The organism is Marivita sp. (assembly GCF_965656765.1).
Lineage (GTDB): Bacteria > Pseudomonadota > Alphaproteobacteria > Rhodobacterales > Rhodobacteraceae > Marivita.
In genome coordinates this window covers 1-18,728 of record NZ_CBFHLV010000003.1, presented here as the reverse complement: position 1 = coordinate 18,728, position 18,728 = coordinate 1, and the positions used below count along the sequence as shown (strand labels likewise).

The window sequence follows — 18,728 nt, the reverse complement described above, 5'->3', positions numbered from 1 at the left end:
AAGAAAATGGAGAAGGGTATGGAACTGTCTCATACGAAAAGGGCGGCCTAAAGCCGCCCTTCTGAGTTTCAGTTTAAACTTGGATCAAGCAACGTCAAACTGTAGCGGCTTGACCTGCCGGAACATCCCGGTCTCGTGCAGCTTGGCAACCACGTCAGCCGGTACTGGTTCGTCAACATACAGCAACCCAATCGCTTCGCCTTTGGCAGTTGATCGGCCAAGCGTAAAGTTCGCGATGTTCACGTTGTTCTGGCCCATGGTCATGCCCAGCGTGCCGATGATGCCCGGCACGTCTTCGTTGGTGGTATAGACCATGTGCGCCCCGATTTCGGCGTCGATATTGATGCCCTTGATCTGAATAAAGCGCGGCTTGCCATCGCTGAACACGGTGCCTGCGATCGACCGCTCACGCTCTGACGTGACCACAGTCAGTTTGACATAGCCGTCAAACGCACCCGACTTCGCTTGATTGGTCGTGCTGAGTTTGATGCCACGTTCCTTGGCAATCAACGGCGCGCTGACCATGTTCACATCCGGGTTCACGCGCTTCATGATCCCGGCAATCGCCGAACAGTTCAGAGCGTCAAGGTTCATCTCGGCGACTGAGCCATCATAGAGAATGTTGATCGCTTTGATCGGCTCGTCCGTCATCTGTCCGATAAAGCTACCCAAATGGTCGGCCAGCTTGATCCAGGGGCCCATGATCTTGGCTTCTTCCGCGGTAACCGACGGCATATTCAGCGCGTTTTCGACAGCACCGGTCAGAAGATAATTCGCCATCTGCTCGGCCACCTGAAGGGCGACGTTTTCCTGCGCCTCTGTGGTCGCCGCACCAAGGTGCGGTGTGCAGACCACGTTCGGCAGGTTGAAAAGCGGGTTTTCCTTAGCCGGTTCTTCCTTGAACACGTCAAAAGCTGCGCCTGCGACATGGCCGGATTTCAGCAGCTCGGCAAGGGCCTCTTCGTCGACAAGACCACCACGCGCGCAGTTGATGATCCGCACGCCTTTCTTGGTCTTGGCAAGGTTTTCAGCCGACAGGATGTTCTTGGTCTGGTCGGTCAGCGGCACGTGCAACGTGATGAAATCGGCCCGCTTGAGCAGGTCGTCGAGTTCGACTTTTTCGACCTGCATCTTCTCGGCCTTTTCGGCACTCAGGAAGGGGTCGTAGGCGACAACCTTCATCTTAAGACCGCGGGCGCGGTCACAAACGATGCCACCGATATTGCCGGCACCGATCACGCCAAGCGTCTTACCAGTCAATTCGACACCCATGAACTTGGACTTTTCCCACTTTCCAGCATGTGTCGAAACAGACGCTTCTGGGATTTGACGGGCACAGGCGAACATCATCGCGATGGCGTGTTCGGCTGTGGTAATCATATTGCCGAAAGGCGTGTTCATGACGATCACACCCTTTTTCGACGCCGCTTCTTTGTCGATATTGTCAGTGCCGATCCCGGCGCGACCAATCACCTTAAGGTTTGTCGCGTTCTCGAGAATCGTCGGCGTGACCTTGGTCGCCGAACGGATCGCGAGGCCGTCATATTGGCCTATTACTTCGGCCAGTTTGTCTTTGTCCTTGCCCAAGTCGGGCTGGAAATCTACCTCGATCCCGCGGTCCTTGAAGATTTGAACGGCAGCGTCGGAGAGTTTGTCAGAGATGAGTACACGGGGAGCCATGTTTGCGGTCCTTTGATAAGACAGGGAGCGCTCATCAGGGATTACACCCTTTTTAGCAAAGAAAGCCATCAGGCTTGATGAGCGCTGGAAATGTTTGGATTAAGCAGCTTCGGCAAGCGCCGCGATCTCGGCGTGGAACGCCCAGTCGAGCCATGGCAACATCGCTTGGATGTCCGAGGTTTCGACCGTACCACCGCACCAGATGCGCAAGCCCGCCGGGGCATCTCGGTAGGCACCAATATCCAGCGCGACACCTTCGGCTTCGAGCCGTTTGGCCACCGCCTTGGCGAACACAGCCCCATCGGTGATGCGATCGTCGGTGAACTTCAGACAGACCGATGTATTCGACCGTGTTGCTGGATCGTCTGCAAGATTGGCGATCCATTCATTGGCATCGCAGAAGTCAAAGATCGCCTGCGCATTTGCATCCGCGCGCGCCATCAGGCCCTTGAGCCCACCAACTGAACGCGCCCAATCAAGCGCTTGCAGGTAGTCTTCCACCGCAAGCATTGAAGGCGTATTGATCGTTTCGCCAACAAAGATGCCGTCGATCAGTTTGCCACCTTTGGTCAGGCGGAAAATCTTGGGCAGCGGCCATGCCGGTGTGTAGGATTCCAACCGTTCGACCGCGCGAGGGCTCAGGATCAGCATGCCATGCGCAGCCTCACCGCCCAGCACCTTCTGCCACGAAAACGTCGTCACATCGAGTTTGTCCCAAGGAAGATCTTGTGCAAACGCGGCAGATGTCGCATCGCAAATCGTCAAACCTTCGCGGTCTGCTGGTATCGCGTCTCCGTTGGGCATCCGCACGCCAGAAGTGGTGCCATTCCAAGTAAAGACGACATCAGTGTTGTAGTCGACCGATGCCATATCGACGATCTGGCCATAGTCAGCAGTTATCACCTCAGCGTCGATCTTGAGTTGCTTGATCACATCCGTGACCCAGCCAGCGCCAAAGGATTCCCAAGCGACCATCGTCGCCTTGCGTGCGCCCAGCAGAGACCACATGGCCATTTCCACCGCGCCAGTGTCCGACGCGGGAACGATGCCGATCTTGTAGTCGGCGGGTACGCCCAACACTTCGCGGGTCTCTTCGATCGCAGCCTTGAGTTTGGCCTTGCCAACAGCTGCACGGTGCGAACGGCCAAGCGGCGCGTCAGCGAGACTGTCGAGTTTGAACACGGGGGGTTTGGCACAGGGGCCAGAGGAAAAACGCGGGTTAGCCGGCCGCGTTGCCGGTTGTGAAATAGCCATTGATGCTACCCTTCCAGATAAGCGCCCCTCGTTGGGGAGGGGTGTCCCACGGGTGGGTCTATGCGGGGAACAGGATGCCCGCAAGTCGGAAAATGCGACCAATGTGACGCATTTGCGTATCGGTACGTAACGCATGTTGCGGATCGGAAACTTCATAGATCCGACCCCTTTGCCATCTGCCGATGCCTCCGGCGGCAATATTTGAAAAAAGAAGAAGGCTGAGCCTGCGCAGTCTTCGATCTGGTCTTTTGTTACAGCCATGGATACATCGCTGCCAGTTTTGCTTTGGAGATAAATTATGTTCACAGCCACGCTTATCGCCCAACCGGGAACGCTCGATCCTGCGCTGGCCGAAGCCTTGCGCAATGCATGGGGCGGCGGTGATCTGGTTTGGCTGTCGCCTGACGAAGCGGCGGAATTCGAAATGGCCGCCGTGCCTGACACAGCCGACACAAGCTGGAACGCGTTGCAAGATCAGGGCGTCGACCTGACCATTCAACCCAGTGCGGGGCGGCGCAAGAAGGTGTTGCTGGCCGATATGGACAGCACAATGATCCAGCAAGAATGTATCGACGAATTGGCCGAAATGGCGGGCGTCGGTGCGCAGGTGAAAGACATCACCGCACGCGCGATGAATGGTGAGTTGGACTTTGAGGGTGCGTTGATCGCACGCGTCGGGCTGTTGAAGGGCCTGCCAGAGTCTGTGATCGACGATGTGTTGAACACACGGATCAGCCTCATGCCCGGCGGGCCGGTTTTGCTGGCCACAATGAAGGCCAATGGCGCGTATGCCGCTTTGGTGTCCGGGGGATTTACTTCGTTCACTGCGCGGGTGGCAGCGACCCTCGGCTTTGATGAAAACCGCGCAAACACTCTGTTGACGGACGACACCATGTTGACTGGTGATGTGGCGCGCCCAATTCTTGGGCGCGAGGCCAAAGTGGCCGCTTTGGAAGATGTTACAAAACGACTAGGTCTCAGCGAAACCGACGTGCTTGCCGTTGGGGACGGCGCCAATGACCTGGGCATGCTGCAACGGGCTGGGTCTGGTGTTGCGCTGCACGCAAAGCCCAGCGTTCAGGCCCAAGCCAAGCTGCGGATCAACCATGGCGATCTGACGGCACTGCTGTTTCTGCAAGGTTACAGCCGCGACGCGTTTGTCACACCAGAAGACCGGGCGCTGGCTTGATCTGACCTGTGACCAACCCATCCCAGTTGCGGATGTTGGGATTGAGAAAAGCCTGAACCTCCGGGTTTTTTGCGTCAAGCACATCAAGCCTGACCAAAAGTGCAGCAATTGCGCATTCAGCCGCCCGTGTCGCGCCGTCCGACGCTTTCAGAGCAATGCCGAGACCGCGAGACGGCAGGATCGCGATAAAGTATCCTTCGGCACCGGTTTTCAAGGCGACCGGTTCTTTCGCAGCGCGCATCAATCGGGTGCATGCCCGGCCTTCACCAGCAACCAGATCGGGATGGGCGTACATCGCCTCGACCAGTTGGGTCGCGGCAGCACTGAGTGTATCAGATCGTTGGCCAGAGGTGGCGAACCAAGCCATTGCACGCGCCATACCGTGCATGGTCGTGGCGAAATTCGGCGCTGAACAGCCGTCGATGCCAAATCCCGGGCTGGTTTGATCCGTCACCGTTTCAAACACGTCGAGGCAAGCGCGCTGCACGGGATGATCGAGATCGACATATTCCGGACCCGCTCCAAGATGCTGGGTCAGTGTCAGGAAACCCGCATGTTTGCCAGAGCAGTTATTGTGCACGCGGCAAGGCGATTCTCCCGCTCGGATCATATCGAGCTTGAGGTCTTTGTCGCGGCTTGCCTGTGGGCCGCAACGGAGTGCGCCATCATCCAGACCAAGATCTTTCAACCAGCGCGACACACGCTCAACATGTATCGGTGCACCCTGATGCGACGCGCAGGACAGGGCCAGTTGTTCTCGGGTCAGGCTATGCGCCGTAGCGGCGCCCGACGTCAAAAGCGGCAGTGCTTGAATCATCTTTGACGAACTGCGCGGCAGTATCACGGCGTCCGCATCGCCCCAAGCCGCCACGATCTGCCCAAAGCCATCGCAGATGACGGCATGACCGGTATGATGGCTTTCACAAAAGGGGCCTCTCCAAATCTCGGCCAGAGGTGCGGCGTCTGTCATGGGGTTGCTCCCTTCTGAGTGGGCAAAAAACTGCCAATTGGGCTTTAAAGATCCCCATAAATCAGGCTATTCTCGATGGGTCGAGGGCAAAGTTGCAGTGACAAAGGGGTGGATAAACCCATATCTGTGACGGATAAACGATTTGAGGCTAAGGACAGTCTGGAGGCTGGACGCATGAATTCATGGATTGGCGGTGTGGTGATCGGCGCATTTGCGTTGGTGGCGGCAAGTGCGGGCGTGGCGCAGGAAACAAGTACCAACCGTGTGAACGCGATCACCGACTGGAGTGTGTTCGAGGGGCAGGACCCTCGGGAATGCTGGGCGGTGACCACGTACAAGGAAAGCGTGAACACACGTGGCGGGCGCGTTGTTGCTGTGACCCGAGGAGAGATTCTGCTGATGGTATTCTACCGACCAGGGGCAGAAGTGCAGGGACAGGTCGCCTTTACTGGCGGGTACCCCTTCGCTCCCGGATCGACTGTTAATGTGAATATAAGCGGCACGGAGTTCGAGCTTTTCACCGAAGGTGAATGGGCGTGGCCCGCAACACCACAGGATGATTCCAAGATCGTCACCGCGATGAAGCGCGGGGCGAACGCGATACTCACAGCGCGGTCGGCGCGTGGGACAACGACCAAAGACACGTTTTCGCTGCTTGGCTTTACCGCCGCGGTCGAAGACGCGGAAAAGCGCTGCGCGAACGGATAAGCCGGTCTAAAGGTTGCTGGCAACCTACAGCAATGCCACGTTTAGCCTAAGGATAATCAGTCTGGTCGGACATCACGTCCGGCCATTTTTTATGCGAACAAAAGTCTCCCTTGCATTAAAACTACATTTCTAGTTTTATAGTTCCATGAATCAGACACAGCATCACGCCCGCGGTTTGGCCGCCCTTGGTCACGAAGCTCGGCTTCAGATTTTTCGACTGCTGGTACGCGCCGGGCATACCGGACTGACCGTCAGTCAGATTACTGATCACAGCGGCTTGGCCGCCTCAACACAGGCGCATCACCTTAAGATGCTGGTTGAGGCCGGTCTGGTGACCCAAAGCAAACAAGGGCGGGAAGTGATCAATACTGCCGATTTTGACCGTATGGACGGGTTGATCGGGTTTCTTTCGGATGCGTGCTGTGCCGGGCTTGGCGCAGACAGCTCTGATACCGCAGCTTAGAACAAGGACACGACCCATGGCTGATCTTTCCTCGAACGCACCCCCAAACCAGATCTGGTCAACGGTCAAGAAACAAAAGGTATGGATCGCGTCCGGGCTGATCGTTCTGATACTTGCTTTGGTCGCGCCCTCGCAGGCGGCGGACAGTATTGGATTTGCCGGGCAATCCTTGTTGAACACCGGGCCGTACTTGCTTTTGTCGATCGGGATCGCGGCGTGGGCCGTCGCCACCGGGGCAGACAACCTTATCGCTCGCGCCTTTACCGGATCTCCTGCGTTAATGATCTTTCTGGCAGCATTGGCAGGCGGTCTTTCGCCCTTCTGTTCCTGCGGTGTCATACCATTGATCGCGGCCCTGCTGACGATGGGTGTTCCCTTGTCTGCTGTCATGGCGTTCTGGCTGGCGTCGCCGGTGATGGATCCGTCGATGTTTCTGCTGACATCTGGCGTGCTTGGTTTTGAATTCGCCATTGCCAAGACACTTGCCGCCGTTGGCCTTGGCATGGCAGGCGGCTTTATCGTCTTGGCCTTGGGCGGTAGCCACATTCTTCACGATGCTTTGCGCGAAGGTGTGGGCAATGGCGGTTGCGGCTCTGCCAAAATCCGCAACCCCAAGCCGGTGGTCTGGCGCTTTTGGGAGCATTCCGAGCGGCTTGAGAAATTTGGCAAGGAAGCATTAAAAACAACGCTTTTCCTTGCCCAGTGGCTAACGCTTGCCTTCCTTTTGGAAAGCCTGATGCTTGCCTATATCCCGGCCGAAACAATCACGTCGGTGCTTGGTGGCACAGGCATTGGCCCCATCGCTATCGCGACTGTTGTCGGTGTGCCCGCCTATCTGAACGGCTATGCTGCTCTGCCGCTCATCAGCGGATTGATGGAGCAAGGTATGGCACAGGGCGCAGGTCTTGCTTTCCTTGTGGCAGGCGGGGTGACTTCTTTGCCAGCCGCCATTGCCGTGTGGGCATTGGTGAAACCGCGTGTGTTCACGCTGTACCTTGCAATTTCGCTAGGCGGAGCGTTCCTGATCGGGTTGGCCTATCAGGGCTGGACGATGATCTAGGCCCGGCAAACCATCTTCTAGGATTCTATCCAAGGCTGTTGAAATAGCCTTGGACCCTTATTCCCCCTTTGGCAAAGCGAAAAGAATCCTATATGTGCCTCATCTCTTTTCGAGAAAGGCAAACTCAATGACCGGCTCTGCTCCGATCACGCAAGACGTTCTGACCATCCCGCGCAAAGCGCCCGAGGGAGGCAAGACGAATATTGTCGGCCTGACCCGCGACAAGCTGCGCGAGGCGTTGATCGGCATGGGCACGCCCGAAAAGCAATCCAAGATGCGGGTCAATCAGATCTGGCAATGGGTCTATCAGTGGGGCGTCCGCGATTTCCACGCGATGACGAATCTCGCTAAAGGGTATCGGGCGCAGTTGGATGACGCGTTCGAGATTGCACTGCCCGAGATTGTATCGAAACAGATCTCTGCCGATGGCACACGCAAATACCTTGTGCGCATCGCGGGCCGCCACGAGGTTGAGGTTGTCTATATCCCGGAAACCGACCGGGGCACGCTTTGCATCTCAAGCCAGATAGGCTGCACGCTGACCTGTTCGTTCTGTCATACTGGCACCCAGAAGCTGGTGCGTAATCTAACCGCCGGGGAAATCATCGGTCAGGTCATGCTAGCCCGCGACGACCTTGGCGAATGGCCTGAACCCGGTGTTGGCACTGGCGAAAACGGCCCGCGCCTGCTGTCGAATATCGTTCTGATGGGCATGGGCGAGCCGCTATACAATTTCGACAACGTCCGCGACGCCATGAAGATCGCGATGGACGGCGAAGGCATTGCCCTGTCCCGCCGTCGCATCACGCTGTCCACGTCTGGCGTTGTGCCTGAAATCGCCAAGACCGCCGAGGAAATTGGCTGCCTGTTGGCCGTCAGCTTTCACGCGACCACGGACGAGGTGCGCGATAAACTGGTGCCAATCAACAAGCGCTGGAATATCGAGACACTGCTCAACGCGCTGCGTGAGTATCCGAAGAATTCAAACTCGGAACGCATCACGTTTGAATACGTAATGCTCAAGGACGTGAACGACAGCGATGCAGACGCGCGTCGTCTGATCAAGCTGATCTCGGGGGTTCCGGCCAAGATCAACCTGATCCCGTTCAACGAATGGCCCGGCGCACCTTATCAACGCTCCGATTGGTCCCGCATCGAATCCTTTGCCGACATCATTTATAAGGCCGGCTATGCGTCCCCGATCCGCACTCCGCGTGGAGAAGACATCATGGCCGCTTGCGGTCAGTTGAAATCAGCCACCGAACGCGCCCGCAAGAGCAAGGCACAAATCGCGGCGGAAACGGGAACTGGATGAGTTTGTAAAAACGCGTCCATCGACAAAGCACTTCAAATTTTCAGTTAACAGCACGGCGATGAGCTCACCTGCGAGATGGCAGTAGACCACCTTTCAACGCTATCCCGATCGGTGCTTGGCCGCAAAATTCTGCCACCAGACTTGCCCAAGATATTTCCTGATTGTTTTTATCAGAATTGTCGATTAGCTTTTTCATAGCTTCGCGGAAAAAGGTTTCGACATGCATCATTCGCCAATACTACAGCCCGACACTGATCTGCGCGGTCCGGAAAAGCGCGTGATTGCACTGTTACGCGCATGGAAAAGCGGGCCCGATGCCCAGAGGGATTTATGGGATGAACTGCAAGGTTCCATGGGACCGGCGCGCACCCAATCCTGCATTCAGGCCTTTGAACAAATGTTACGCCTACTAGGCACACATGGATGGCACCGTCTGGCAGTCTTGTCTGTTGGAACAAACGGCGTGTCCTCTGATGAAGCTCTAGTGGCGCGGTTCGTGATGGCCGCGACAGAGCAACGTCGCGAAACTGCCTTGGCCGAGGCTGGATTTCTGGTCTCTCCAGCGGGATTGTTGCCACTGCTATGCGCGGCGACCCGTGTTGGCCTTCCGCTTTTGTGTGAAGAATGCAGATCGCGGATTTTGCCAAAGTCGCCTGTTCCATCGCTTCACTGAATTTGCTCAATCAGAATCCTTCCGAATTATTTCGACACCTCTTGACCCTCCAGTGACTGGAAGCCTTATCTGATCCTCAAGGCAAAGGATCAGAACCATGACAACGCTGCGTTTCTCCGTAGACAATATGAGCTGTGCAGGGTGTGCAGGACGCGCTGAGCGCACTTTGGCCGGAGCGCCGGGCGTGAAAGAGGCCTCGGTGAATATCGCCAATCACATGGCGACTGTCACCGGCGACGTCGCTTCAATAACACTGCGCGATGCGCTTGAGTCAGCAGGCTACCCTGCGCGCGAGACAGTGTTCAGATTGTCCATTTCCGGAATGAATTGTGCCTCCTGCACCGGCCGCGTTGAGCGCGCGCTTGAGGATATGCCTGGTGTTCTATCTGCCAACGTGAACCTTGGCACACAAGCCGCATCCGTTACCGTCCTTGATGGCGCCGTCACTGCCGACGCGCTTGCTGCGACCATCACTGATGTGGGTTACCCCGCCAAGGCAGCAAGCAACGAGACACCAACCGCCGCTCCATCCGAGGTACCGCCGCTAAAGCGTGACACTCTCATTGCGGCGTTTTTGACCTTTCCTGTGTTTCTCACTGAAATGGGCGGGCATCTATATCCGCCACTCCATCACGCGATCATGGGCAGCCTCGGGATGCAAAGCTTCTGGGTGCTGCAATTCGTGCTCATCACGCTGGTTCTCGCTTGGCCCGGCCTGCGGTTTTTCCGCATCGGCCTACCGCTTTTGGCCAAGGGCAGTCCTGACATGAACAGTCTTGTTGCCCTCGGAACGTTGGCCGCGTGGGGCTATTCGACCGTTGCAACCTTCGCGCCTTCTTTGCTGCCTGACGGCACCCGCGCGGTCTATTTCGAAGCGGCGGGTGTGATCGTCACGCTGATCCTTGCTGGCCGTTGGATGGAAGCGCGCGCCAAAGGCAGGACGGGCGCTGCAATCCGGCATTTGATCGGTCTGCGCCCCGATACAGTGTTGCTGCTGCGCGAAGATGTCTATGTCGAGGTTCCTCTGTCCGAAGTAAAAACAGGTGATGTGCTCAAAGCGCTGCCCGGCGCGCGAATCGCGGTGGATGGCGTGGTAACTGAAGGCGAGTCTTTCGTTGACGAGTCGATGATCACGGGCGAACCCGTGCCGGTTGCCAAACACACCGGTGAACTAGTGACGGGTGGGACAATCAACGGGCGCAAAACGTTGATCTACTCTGCCACGGCGGTCGGGTCGAACACCGTCCTCGCCCGGATCATCGACATGGTGCAAACAGCACAGGGCGCAAAGCTGCCTATTCAGGCGCTCGCCGACCGCGTTGTGCGCATTTTTGTGCCTGTCGTTCTGGCGATTGCAGTATTGACCGTTCTGGCATGGCTAAGCACCGGGCCCTCGCCCGCGCTTGGTTACGCGCTGGTCTCTGGTGTCGCCGTCCTGATCATCGCCTGTCCCTGCGCGATGGGTCTGGCTACGCCGACTTCCATCATGGTCGGAACCGGGCGCGCCGCCGAACTTGGTGTGCTATTTCGCAAAGGTGATGCTCTGCAAAGGCTGGACGGGGCAAAGGTTGTCGCCTTCGATAAGACCGGCACGCTGACCGAAGGCCGCCCAACCTTGGTTGATCGTTTCACCGCGCCGGGGTTTGATCCAAAAGAGGTTCTGACACTCACAGCGGCTACCGAACAGAATTCTGATCATCCCATTGCCCGCGCGATTTTGGCAGCAGCTCCGACTGATGTACCTGCCATTTCGGACAGCGAAACGCGGCCGGGATATGGGCTCATTGCCAAGATCGACGGCCAAACACTAGCTGTGGGATCTGTACGACATCTTACGGAACTGGGTATCAACACCGCCCCGTTGGGCGATGCAATCGAGCGGTTTTCGGATAAAGGGCATACGCTTGTCTGTTCGGCCATTGATGGAACAGCGGCTGGTGTATTTGCCGTTGCCGACCAGATCAAACCAAGCGCGAAACCTGCGATAGATGCGCTGCACGAGGCGGGTCTGAAAGTGGCCATGATCTCGGGCGACAGTTCCGCCGCAGCCGAAGCAATTGCACGCCAGCTTGGGATTGATCATGTCACGGCGGGTGTTTTGCCCGACGGTAAGGTCGATGCGATCAAGGCCCTGCGAGACCAATTCGGCGCTGTGGCCTTCGTCGGAGACGGGATCAACGATGCCCCTGCCCTCGCCGAGGCTGAGATAGGGTTGGCTATCGGAACGGGCACCGATGTGGCCATCGAAGCGGCCGATATCGTATTGGCGTCCGGCCGTGTCTCGGGAGTGGTTAACGCCGTTGACGTATCGCGCCATACGATGCGCAACATTCGGCAAAACCTGTTCTGGGCCTTTGCCTACAACACAGCGCTGATCCCCGTTGCAGCGGGCGTACTTTATCCAGCCTTTGGGATTTTGCTGTCACCGATGCTCGGCGCGGGCGCGATGGCGCTCAGTTCGGTGTTTGTTTTGACCAATGCCCTGCGCCTGCGCAATATCGCTCCGGCCCAGCAAGACACGGCATCTCCAAAGTTCGAGGAGGCTCCGGCATGAACATCGGAGACGTCGCCCAGCGCGCGGGCCTGCCCCCCAAGACAATTCGCTATTACGAGGATATCGGCCTTATCACACCGCTGCGCGACACCAACGGGTATCGCAGGTTCCGCGACAGTGACCTCCATAAACTGGCCTTTCTCGGGCGCGCTCGCGCGCTGGGCTTTACGATTGAGGATTGCCGCACGTTGCTTGCCCTCTACGATGACAAAACTCGGGCAAGCGCCGATGTGAAAGACTTGGCACAAGCACATCTGAACAAAATCGAAGACAAGATTTCACAGCTTCAATCTATGCGGGACACCTTATCAGAACTGGTTCAAAGCTGTGCCGGTGACAACCGGCCCGACTGCCCAATCCTAAGCGATTTGGCCACAGGCAAGCATTAGGCCGCTTGATTAAAGCGGCGCCCGATCAGCTACATAGTTCCGACGCTCGACACGGAAATCTGGTTCGATCCAATCGCTCAAACACGACCGCAACTGCCACTTCGTCGCCCTCGGAAACGGCCTTGGATTTTCGGCCTTGTTATGGCGGACATAATTGCCATTCTGTTGTTGATCTACACCCAGCCGATTTCCCAAGGAGCCCGCCATGACCAAGAAACCCGAAGACCTTCGGTCTGCCCGCTGGTTCGCGCCTGACGACCTGCGGTCGATGGGGCATCGTTCTCGGGCAATGCAGATGGGACTGGATGGTGCCGATTGGGAAGGCAAACCGGTGATTGCGATTATCAACACGTGGTCTGATTTGTCACCTTGTCACCACCATCTGCGGGACCGTGCCGAATACGTCAAAAAAGGCGTGTATCAGGCCGGCGGCATGCCGGTTGAAATGCCCGTGCATTCCTTTTCAGAGCAATTCCTCAAACCAACTTCGATGCTTTACCGCAATATGGGCGCTCTTGAAGTGGAAGAAACCCTGCGCTCTCACCCAATCGATGGTGTTGTCCTGATGGGTGGCTGTGACAAGTCCACACCAGCCTTAGTGATGGGCGCTGTCAGCATGGGCTTGCCGTTTATCTTCATGCCCGCTGGCGCAATGCTCAGGGGCAATTACGCCGGGCAAACGCTGGGGTCCGGGACCGACGTCTGGAAATACTGGGACGAACGACGCGCAGGCACGATCACCAAAGACCAATGGGATGGCGTGCAAGGCGGCATTGCCCGCAGCTACGGCACCTGCATGACCATGGGGACGGCCAGCACAATGATGTCGATCGCTGATGGTTGGGGTCTGACCTTGCCCGGTGCATCGTCGATCCCAGCCCCTGATGCAGGGCACAAGCGTATGGCGGCTGCCTGTGGCAGGCGAGCCGTGGAAATGGTTTGGGAAGACCTGACGCCTGACAAAATCATGACATGGGAAAGCACCCGCAACGCAGTTACGGTTGCGATGGCTACCGGTTGCTCGACCAATGCGATCATCCATCTGATTGCGATGGCCCGCCGCGCCGGGATTGATCTTGGCTTAGATGATCTGGATGCCATCGGCCGCACCACGCCTGTGATTGCCAACATCCGACCCTCTGGCGCCGAATACCTGATGGAGGATTTTTTCTACGCCGGTGGCCTGCCAGCGCTGATGAAGGAACTGGGCGATAAGCTCGACCTGTCCGCAATGACCGTGAATGGGCAAACGATGGGAGAAAACATCTCAGAGGCGGTCAACTACAATGACGATGTGATCCGCCCGCTGTCCAACCCAGTTTATCACGAAGGGTCGCTTGCTGTTCTGCGCGGCAATCTGGCCCCCGATGGGGCGGTCATCAAGCCCGCCGCGATGGACAAGAAATTCCAAACCCATACCGGCCCAGCGATCGTCGCCGACAGCTATGCGCAGCTGAAAGAGATCATCAACGATGAAAACTACCCAATGACGCCTGACCATGTCTTGGTGCTGCGCAACGCGGGGCCACAGGGCGGACCGGGTATGCCTGAATGGGGCATGATCCCCATGCCGAAAGCGCTCTTGAAGCAGGGCCACCGCGATATGCTACGCATGTCGGACGCCCGTATGTCCGGCACGTCCTATGGGGCCTGCATTCTGCATGTCGCCCCCGAAGCCTTTGTCGGCGGGCCTTTGGCCCTGATCGAAACCGGCGACATAATTGAAGTAGACGTCCCAAACCGAACCTTGCGCGTCGATCTGACTGATGCTGAATTGGACGCACGACGGGTCAAGTGGCAAGCGCCTGCGCCCCGTTATGAACGCGGCTATGGCAAGATGTTCAGCCAGCATGTGGAACAGGCCGACAAGGGCTGTGATTTTGATTTCCTTCGCACGGATTTTGGCGCGCCTGTGCCAGAACCAGAAATCAACTGATGGACCTCGAAACCGCACTTGCCGGGATATCGGGAATCCTGGTCACACCCTTTGACGAAGAAGACACTGTCGCTCCAGCCAAGCTTGCTCCGATCATTGATCGCGCGCTTGTGGCGGGGGTGCATATGCCTGTGGTCAATGGCAACACGGGCGAATTCTATGCCCTGACCACGCACGAAGCAGTCGAGATGGTTCATGCCGTGACAAACCTTGTCGATGGCCGCGCGCCGGTCCTGGCCGGGGTGGGGCGGGGAATACATGACGCCATACATTTGGCGCACGAGTCTGCTAAGGCTGGTGCGACAGCCATCATGGTGCATCAGCCGCCCGACCCATTTGTAAGTCCGCGCGGCATGGTCGAATACCTCAAGCGGATCGCCGATGCCGCTCAAGGCTTGCCGCTGATGCTATATCTGCGGAACGATGCAATTGGCACAGCGGCAATTGCCGAACTCTGTACCGTTGAAGGTGTCAAAGGGGTAAAATGGGCGACACCTAATCCTTTGAAGCTTTCCGACGCCATCAACGCCTGTGATCCGGGCATAACATGGGTGGCCGGACTGGCCGAGGTTTGGGCGCCGGCACTCTATTCCGTGGGTGCGCGCGGATTTACATCCGGCCTGATCAATGTCTGGCCAGAACGATCAGTTGCAATCTGCGATGCGCTCAGTGCCGGAGATTATACGAAAGCCAATGCACTTATCGCGGACATGCGCGTTTTCGAAGACATCCGGGCCGACGAGATGGGCGGCACCAACGTGACCGGCGTGAAATCGGCGCTGAAGATGCAGGGTCTCGACTGCGGCGATGTGCGGCCGCCAGGTGCTTGGCCCCTAACTCTAACGCAGCACGCAAAGCTCAAATCCTTCATGCAAGACAATGGCCTGCTGGCCGGAACGACGGAACCAAAAAATGTCAGAACACACGCTCAAACCTGAAACCAAGGCAAAGCTCGAACGGGTCTCGGTGGCGACGCTCGCCACAGCGCTTTTCAAGCGCGGACTGCGCAATCAGGTCATTCAGGATGTTCGCCCTCTTTCCCAGAAGGGCCGCAACATGGTCGGCCCAGCTTTTACGCTGCGCTATATGCCAGCCCGCGAAGATCGCAATCAATTGGTAGAATTCCGCAACCCCGAACACCCCCAACGCAAAGCGATTGAGACCTGCCCACCCGGTCATGTCATGGTAATGGACAGTCGGAAATCCGCTTATGCTGCTAGCGCGGGTGATATTCTGATCACCCGTTTGATGATGCGCGGTGGTGCTGGCGTCGTGACCGACGGCGGCTTTCGCGATGCCATGAACATCGCAAAACTTGACATGCCAGCCTACCATAGCCGCCCATCTTCGCCCACGAACCTGACCACCAACGAAGCCATCGATATCAACGTGCCTATTGGCTGCGGCAACGCACCGGTCTTTCCCGGCGATGTCGTCGTTGGTGACGACGACAGCATTATCATCATACCTGCGCATCTGGCCGACGAGATCGCAGACGAAGCAACAGAGATGACCGCCTATGAAGACTTTGCACTTGAGCAGGTCCAAAACGGCGAGACGATCATCGGCCTTTACCCAGCGACCAAAGAGGAAAACCTCAAGAAATTCGCAAACTGGCGAAAAGCGAATAACCGCTGAAGGCAAAAGACCAGCCACACGGTGTGATGATAGAACACTTTTACAGGCTGAAACCAAACTGGACGCCCGCAATTCATGTCCGCGAGCGCAGCACTAATGGCCCACATCGACGGATCAGAACCGCGCGTCTTCAAAGGGGGAAAGATGACCATCACTATCACCTGCGTGGCACCAACCCGCAGTCGTATCGGCGAAGGCGCGGTCTGGGACCACCGCGATCAATGCCTATGGTGGGTTGATATTCCAGCGGGGTTGATACACCGCTTTGATCCCGAGTCTGGCGAAAACGTCACATACAAATTTGGCGAACCCGTGGGGTGCCTTGCCGTCCGCGAGAGCGGCGGACTTGTTGTTGCGGCCAAGACCGGGTTTTGGTTCTTTGATCCCAACACAAATACGCGCAGCCACATCGCAGACCCAGAAGCGCATCTGCCGGACAACCGGTTCAATGATGGTGGAACTGACCTGCAAGGCCGTTTTTGGGCTGGCACCATGAAAGATGCGGGCGACCCAGACGCCACCGGAACCTTTTACCGGCTGGATCCGGACTTGACAGTCACTGCGTGGAAAGACGGTTTTTGGACAACGAACGGCTTGGCATTCAGCTCTGATGGTGAACGCATATATTGGTCCGACAGCAACCCACGTGTGCGCACAATCTACGCTGCCGATTACGATCCAAAAACAGGCACGCCCGGAACTCCAGAGGTATTCTTTGATACCAAGGACATGCCCGGGCGGCCTGATGGCGGCACTGTGGATGCGGAAGGGCACTATTGGCAGGCAGGGATCGAAGGATGGCAACTGTATCGCATCGCGCCGAACGGCCAAGTCGTTCAAACCATCGACCTGCCGGTCGAAAAACCCACCAAGCCACAATTCGGCGGGCGCAATCTGGATACGCTGTTTTTCACATCGCTCAGCCTTGGCTTGACTGAAGACCTACCGCAACCCGAGGCAGGCAGCCTTTTTGCGATCACCGGTCTTGGCATCCAAGGCGTGCACCAAGCGCGGTTTCAGGGGTAAAGTGCATCTAACTATGGTCATCGCAATAGCGCAGAAGACCTAACACATAATGCACACACAACCCGTAAAAATGATGAGGACACGATGCTGAAAAAACTACTGATCACTGGCGCGACCGGAAACCTTGGCGTGGTGTGCCGCGAAGGACTAAAGCCGCTTGCCGAAACAATCCGGCTAAGCGACCGGAGCGGACTGACAGATGCGGCGGAACACGAAGAGATCGTTCATTGCGATCTGGGTGACAAACACGCGGTCGAAGCTTTAGTCGAAGGATGTGACGGGATTGTCCATCTCGGCGGTCAATCGGTCGAGGCTACGTGGGAGACCGTGCGCAACGCCAATATCGATGGGGTTTTCAACCTCTACGAGGCGGCGCGCAAATCATCGGTCACGCCGCGGATTATCTTTGCCAGTTCGAACCACGCCATCGGCTTTCACAAACAAACCGAGCGCCTTGATGCCAACTCGTTGACGCGCCCCGACGGGCTCTACGGCGTTTCCAAAGTCTTTGGCGAAGCGATGGCCAGCATGTACTATGACAAATTCGGAATTGAGACTGCCTGTGTGCGCATCGGCTCTTGCTTTCCCGAACCGCGTAATCACCGCATGCTTGCGACATGGATGAGCCACGACGATTTCTTCGCGTTGATCAAACGTGTCTTCACGGTGCCACGGCTGGGTTGCCCGATCATCTACGGCGCCTCAGCCAACAGTGAGTCTTGGTGGGACAATCGCGAAGTTGCCTATTTGGGCTGGGAACCAAAAGACAACGGCGAAAAGTTCCGAGAAAAGATCGATGCAGAAATGGACCCACCGCCCGCTGACGACGTAACTGCAGTTTATCAGGGTGGCGCGTTCTGTGGAGATGGCATTCATGAAAGCTGATGACATGCGCGACGTCACGCATCATCAACCTCACCCAATCTCAATAGAGGTGACCTGCCTGTAAGGCGCATCCGGCGAACACAAGATCGACGGAAAGTCGGGCACATTCACCGCGTTCGGAAAGCCCTGAGCCTCGAGGCACAGCCCAGCAAAAGACCCATGCTCAGCGCCAGGGCCTGATGGCAGGTCCGGCCTGAGGCTGTTTGACGTGTATACTTGCAAGCCCGGTTGATCCGTCCACAACCCTAGCCGCATGCCGTCGGGTGCCACAACCTCGGCGGCCTGGCCGGGGTGATTGTTCAAAGCCAGATTGCCGTCCCAGCCATCACCATCGCCCAGCCGAACAGGAGTCCGGAAATCAAAATCTGTTCCATTAACAGGTTCAATCCGGCCCAATGGTACTTGGTCCGGGCCATTCGGCGTGTATCTGTCCGCCTGTACGCTGAGCACATGATCTGCGACCGTTCCCACGCCGTTGAGATTGAAATACAAATGCTGCGCAAGGTTGATAGGCGTCATTCGATCTGGAACGGCATGCATGTCCCACGTCAAACGCCCCCCCTCAAGGCGCATGATTACGCGGAATGCCACCCGACCTGGATATCCCTGATCGCCATCTTCGGACACCAAACGGAATTCAACTGCGCGCGTGCCATCCGGCGACATATCCCAATTGCGCCGTGCAAGACCGTGCGGCCCTCCGTGCAAGTGATGCGGCGCTGCATTGGCTGGCAAACGGTATTCAGTCCCGTTCAAGTCAAAACGCGCCTGTGCAATCCGATTGGCAACGCGCCCACAAATCGCTCCCATGGATGCAGGGTTCTGGCGATAGTGTTCCGGGTCCAAATACCCAAGAACAACGTGCCGACCACGAATGATCCAATCCATTACAGCACAACCCATCGACAAAACCTTCACTTCGGTTTCGCCATCCTGCAAACAATGCGACACGATCTGATCCATAGCACCTCCGAACACCAAGAGAGCG

Annotated in this window: 17 protein-coding genes; 13 read left to right on the top strand and 4 right to left on the bottom strand. The window is 57.1% G+C overall.

What is annotated here, in order from left to right:
* Positions 1–84: 84 nt before the first annotated feature.
* A complete protein-coding gene (gene serA / locus ACTG4M_RS01760) occupies positions 85–1,680 on the bottom strand; it encodes a phosphoglycerate dehydrogenase (protein WP_439121912.1) in 1,596 nt (531 codons plus the stop codon).
* A gap of 99 nt (positions 1,681–1,779) precedes the next feature.
* Positions 1,780–2,934, bottom strand: coding sequence for a phosphoserine transaminase (locus ACTG4M_RS01755; protein ID WP_439121911.1), 1,155 nt, complete (start codon positions 2,932–2,934; stop codon positions 1,780–1,782).
* 298 nt (positions 2,935–3,232) lie between these two features.
* On the opposite strand from ACTG4M_RS01755, the gene serB reads away from it, so the two are divergent.
* Positions 3,233–4,123 carry a phosphoserine phosphatase SerB gene (serB, locus tag ACTG4M_RS01750; RefSeq protein WP_439121910.1) on the top strand — a complete coding sequence of 297 codons (891 nt, stop codon included), beginning with the start codon at positions 3,233–3,235 and terminating at the stop codon, positions 4,121–4,123.
* Here serB and ACTG4M_RS01745 read toward each other — a convergent pair.
* On the bottom strand, positions 4,095–5,093 hold the full coding sequence (locus ACTG4M_RS01745) for an asparaginase (protein ID WP_439121909.1): 999 nt from the start codon (positions 5,091–5,093) through the stop codon (positions 4,095–4,097). The two genes, serB and ACTG4M_RS01745, sit on opposite strands and share 29 nt — an antisense overlap.
* 174 nt (positions 5,094–5,267) lie before the next feature.
* On the opposite strand from ACTG4M_RS01745, the gene ACTG4M_RS01740 reads away from it, so the two are divergent.
* The 12 genes from ACTG4M_RS01740 to ACTG4M_RS01685 all read left to right on the top strand — a co-directional run bounded on the left by ACTG4M_RS01740 (position 5,268) and on the right by ACTG4M_RS01685 (position 17,740).
* On the top strand, positions 5,268–5,801 hold the full coding sequence (locus tag ACTG4M_RS01740) for an invasion associated locus B family protein (RefSeq protein ID WP_439122002.1): 534 nt from the start codon (positions 5,268–5,270) through the stop codon (positions 5,799–5,801).
* A gap of 145 nt (positions 5,802–5,946) precedes the next feature.
* Positions 5,947–6,264, top strand: a complete 318-nt coding sequence (locus ACTG4M_RS01735) for an ArsR/SmtB family transcription factor (protein WP_439121908.1) — start codon at positions 5,947–5,949, stop codon at positions 6,262–6,264.
* A 16-nt stretch (positions 6,265–6,280) separates the two neighbouring features.
* Complete coding sequence (locus tag ACTG4M_RS01730; RefSeq protein WP_439121907.1) at positions 6,281–7,324, top strand: permease; 1,044 nt, start codon at positions 6,281–6,283, stop codon at positions 7,322–7,324.
* Positions 7,325–7,451: 127 nt separating this feature from the next.
* Positions 7,452–8,639 carry a 23S rRNA (adenine(2503)-C(2))-methyltransferase RlmN gene (gene rlmN / locus ACTG4M_RS01725; RefSeq protein ID WP_439121906.1) on the top strand — a complete coding sequence of 396 codons (1,188 nt, stop codon included), beginning with the start codon at positions 7,452–7,454 and terminating at the stop codon, positions 8,637–8,639.
* Positions 8,640–8,859: 220 nt separating this feature from the next.
* Positions 8,860–9,312, top strand: coding sequence for a hypothetical protein (locus ACTG4M_RS01720; RefSeq protein WP_439121905.1), 453 nt, complete (start codon positions 8,860–8,862; stop codon positions 9,310–9,312).
* Positions 9,313–9,409: 97 nt separating this feature from the next.
* Positions 9,410–11,866 carry a heavy metal translocating P-type ATPase gene (locus ACTG4M_RS01715; protein ID WP_439121904.1) on the top strand — a complete coding sequence of 819 codons (2,457 nt, stop codon included), beginning with the start codon at positions 9,410–9,412 and terminating at the stop codon, positions 11,864–11,866.
* Positions 11,863–12,255 (top strand): Cu(I)-responsive transcriptional regulator, encoded by a 393-nt coding sequence (cueR, locus tag ACTG4M_RS01710; RefSeq protein WP_439121903.1) that lies wholly within the window; start codon positions 11,863–11,865, stop codon positions 12,253–12,255. The genes ACTG4M_RS01715 and cueR overlap by 4 nt, the downstream gene beginning before the upstream one ends.
* Before the next feature lie 205 nt (positions 12,256–12,460).
* Positions 12,461–14,191 carry an L-arabinonate dehydratase gene (gene araD / locus ACTG4M_RS01705; protein WP_439121902.1) on the top strand — a complete coding sequence of 577 codons (1,731 nt, stop codon included), beginning with the start codon at positions 12,461–12,463 and terminating at the stop codon, positions 14,189–14,191.
* Positions 14,191–15,129, top strand: coding sequence for a dihydrodipicolinate synthase family protein (locus ACTG4M_RS01700; RefSeq protein ID WP_439121901.1), 939 nt, complete (start codon positions 14,191–14,193; stop codon positions 15,127–15,129). Before araD ends, ACTG4M_RS01700 begins: the two co-directional genes overlap by 1 nt.
* On the top strand, positions 15,104–15,829 hold the full coding sequence (locus tag ACTG4M_RS01695) for a ribonuclease activity regulator RraA (RefSeq protein WP_439121900.1): 726 nt from the start codon (positions 15,104–15,106) through the stop codon (positions 15,827–15,829). The genes ACTG4M_RS01700 and ACTG4M_RS01695 overlap by 26 nt, the downstream gene beginning before the upstream one ends.
* Before the next feature lie 144 nt (positions 15,830–15,973).
* Complete coding sequence (locus ACTG4M_RS01690) at positions 15,974–16,855, top strand: SMP-30/gluconolactonase/LRE family protein (protein ID WP_439121899.1); 882 nt, start codon at positions 15,974–15,976, stop codon at positions 16,853–16,855.
* Positions 16,856–16,939: 84 nt separating this feature from the next.
* Entirely contained in the window at positions 16,940–17,740 is an 801-nt protein-coding gene (locus ACTG4M_RS01685; RefSeq protein ID WP_439121898.1) for an NAD-dependent epimerase/dehydratase family protein, read from the top strand.
* Between the two features lie 30 nt (positions 17,741–17,770).
* Here ACTG4M_RS01685 and ACTG4M_RS01680 read toward each other — a convergent pair.
* The coding region (locus tag ACTG4M_RS01680) for an aldose epimerase family protein (RefSeq protein WP_439121897.1) at positions 17,771–18,728 on the bottom strand (958 nt) is incomplete at its 5' end.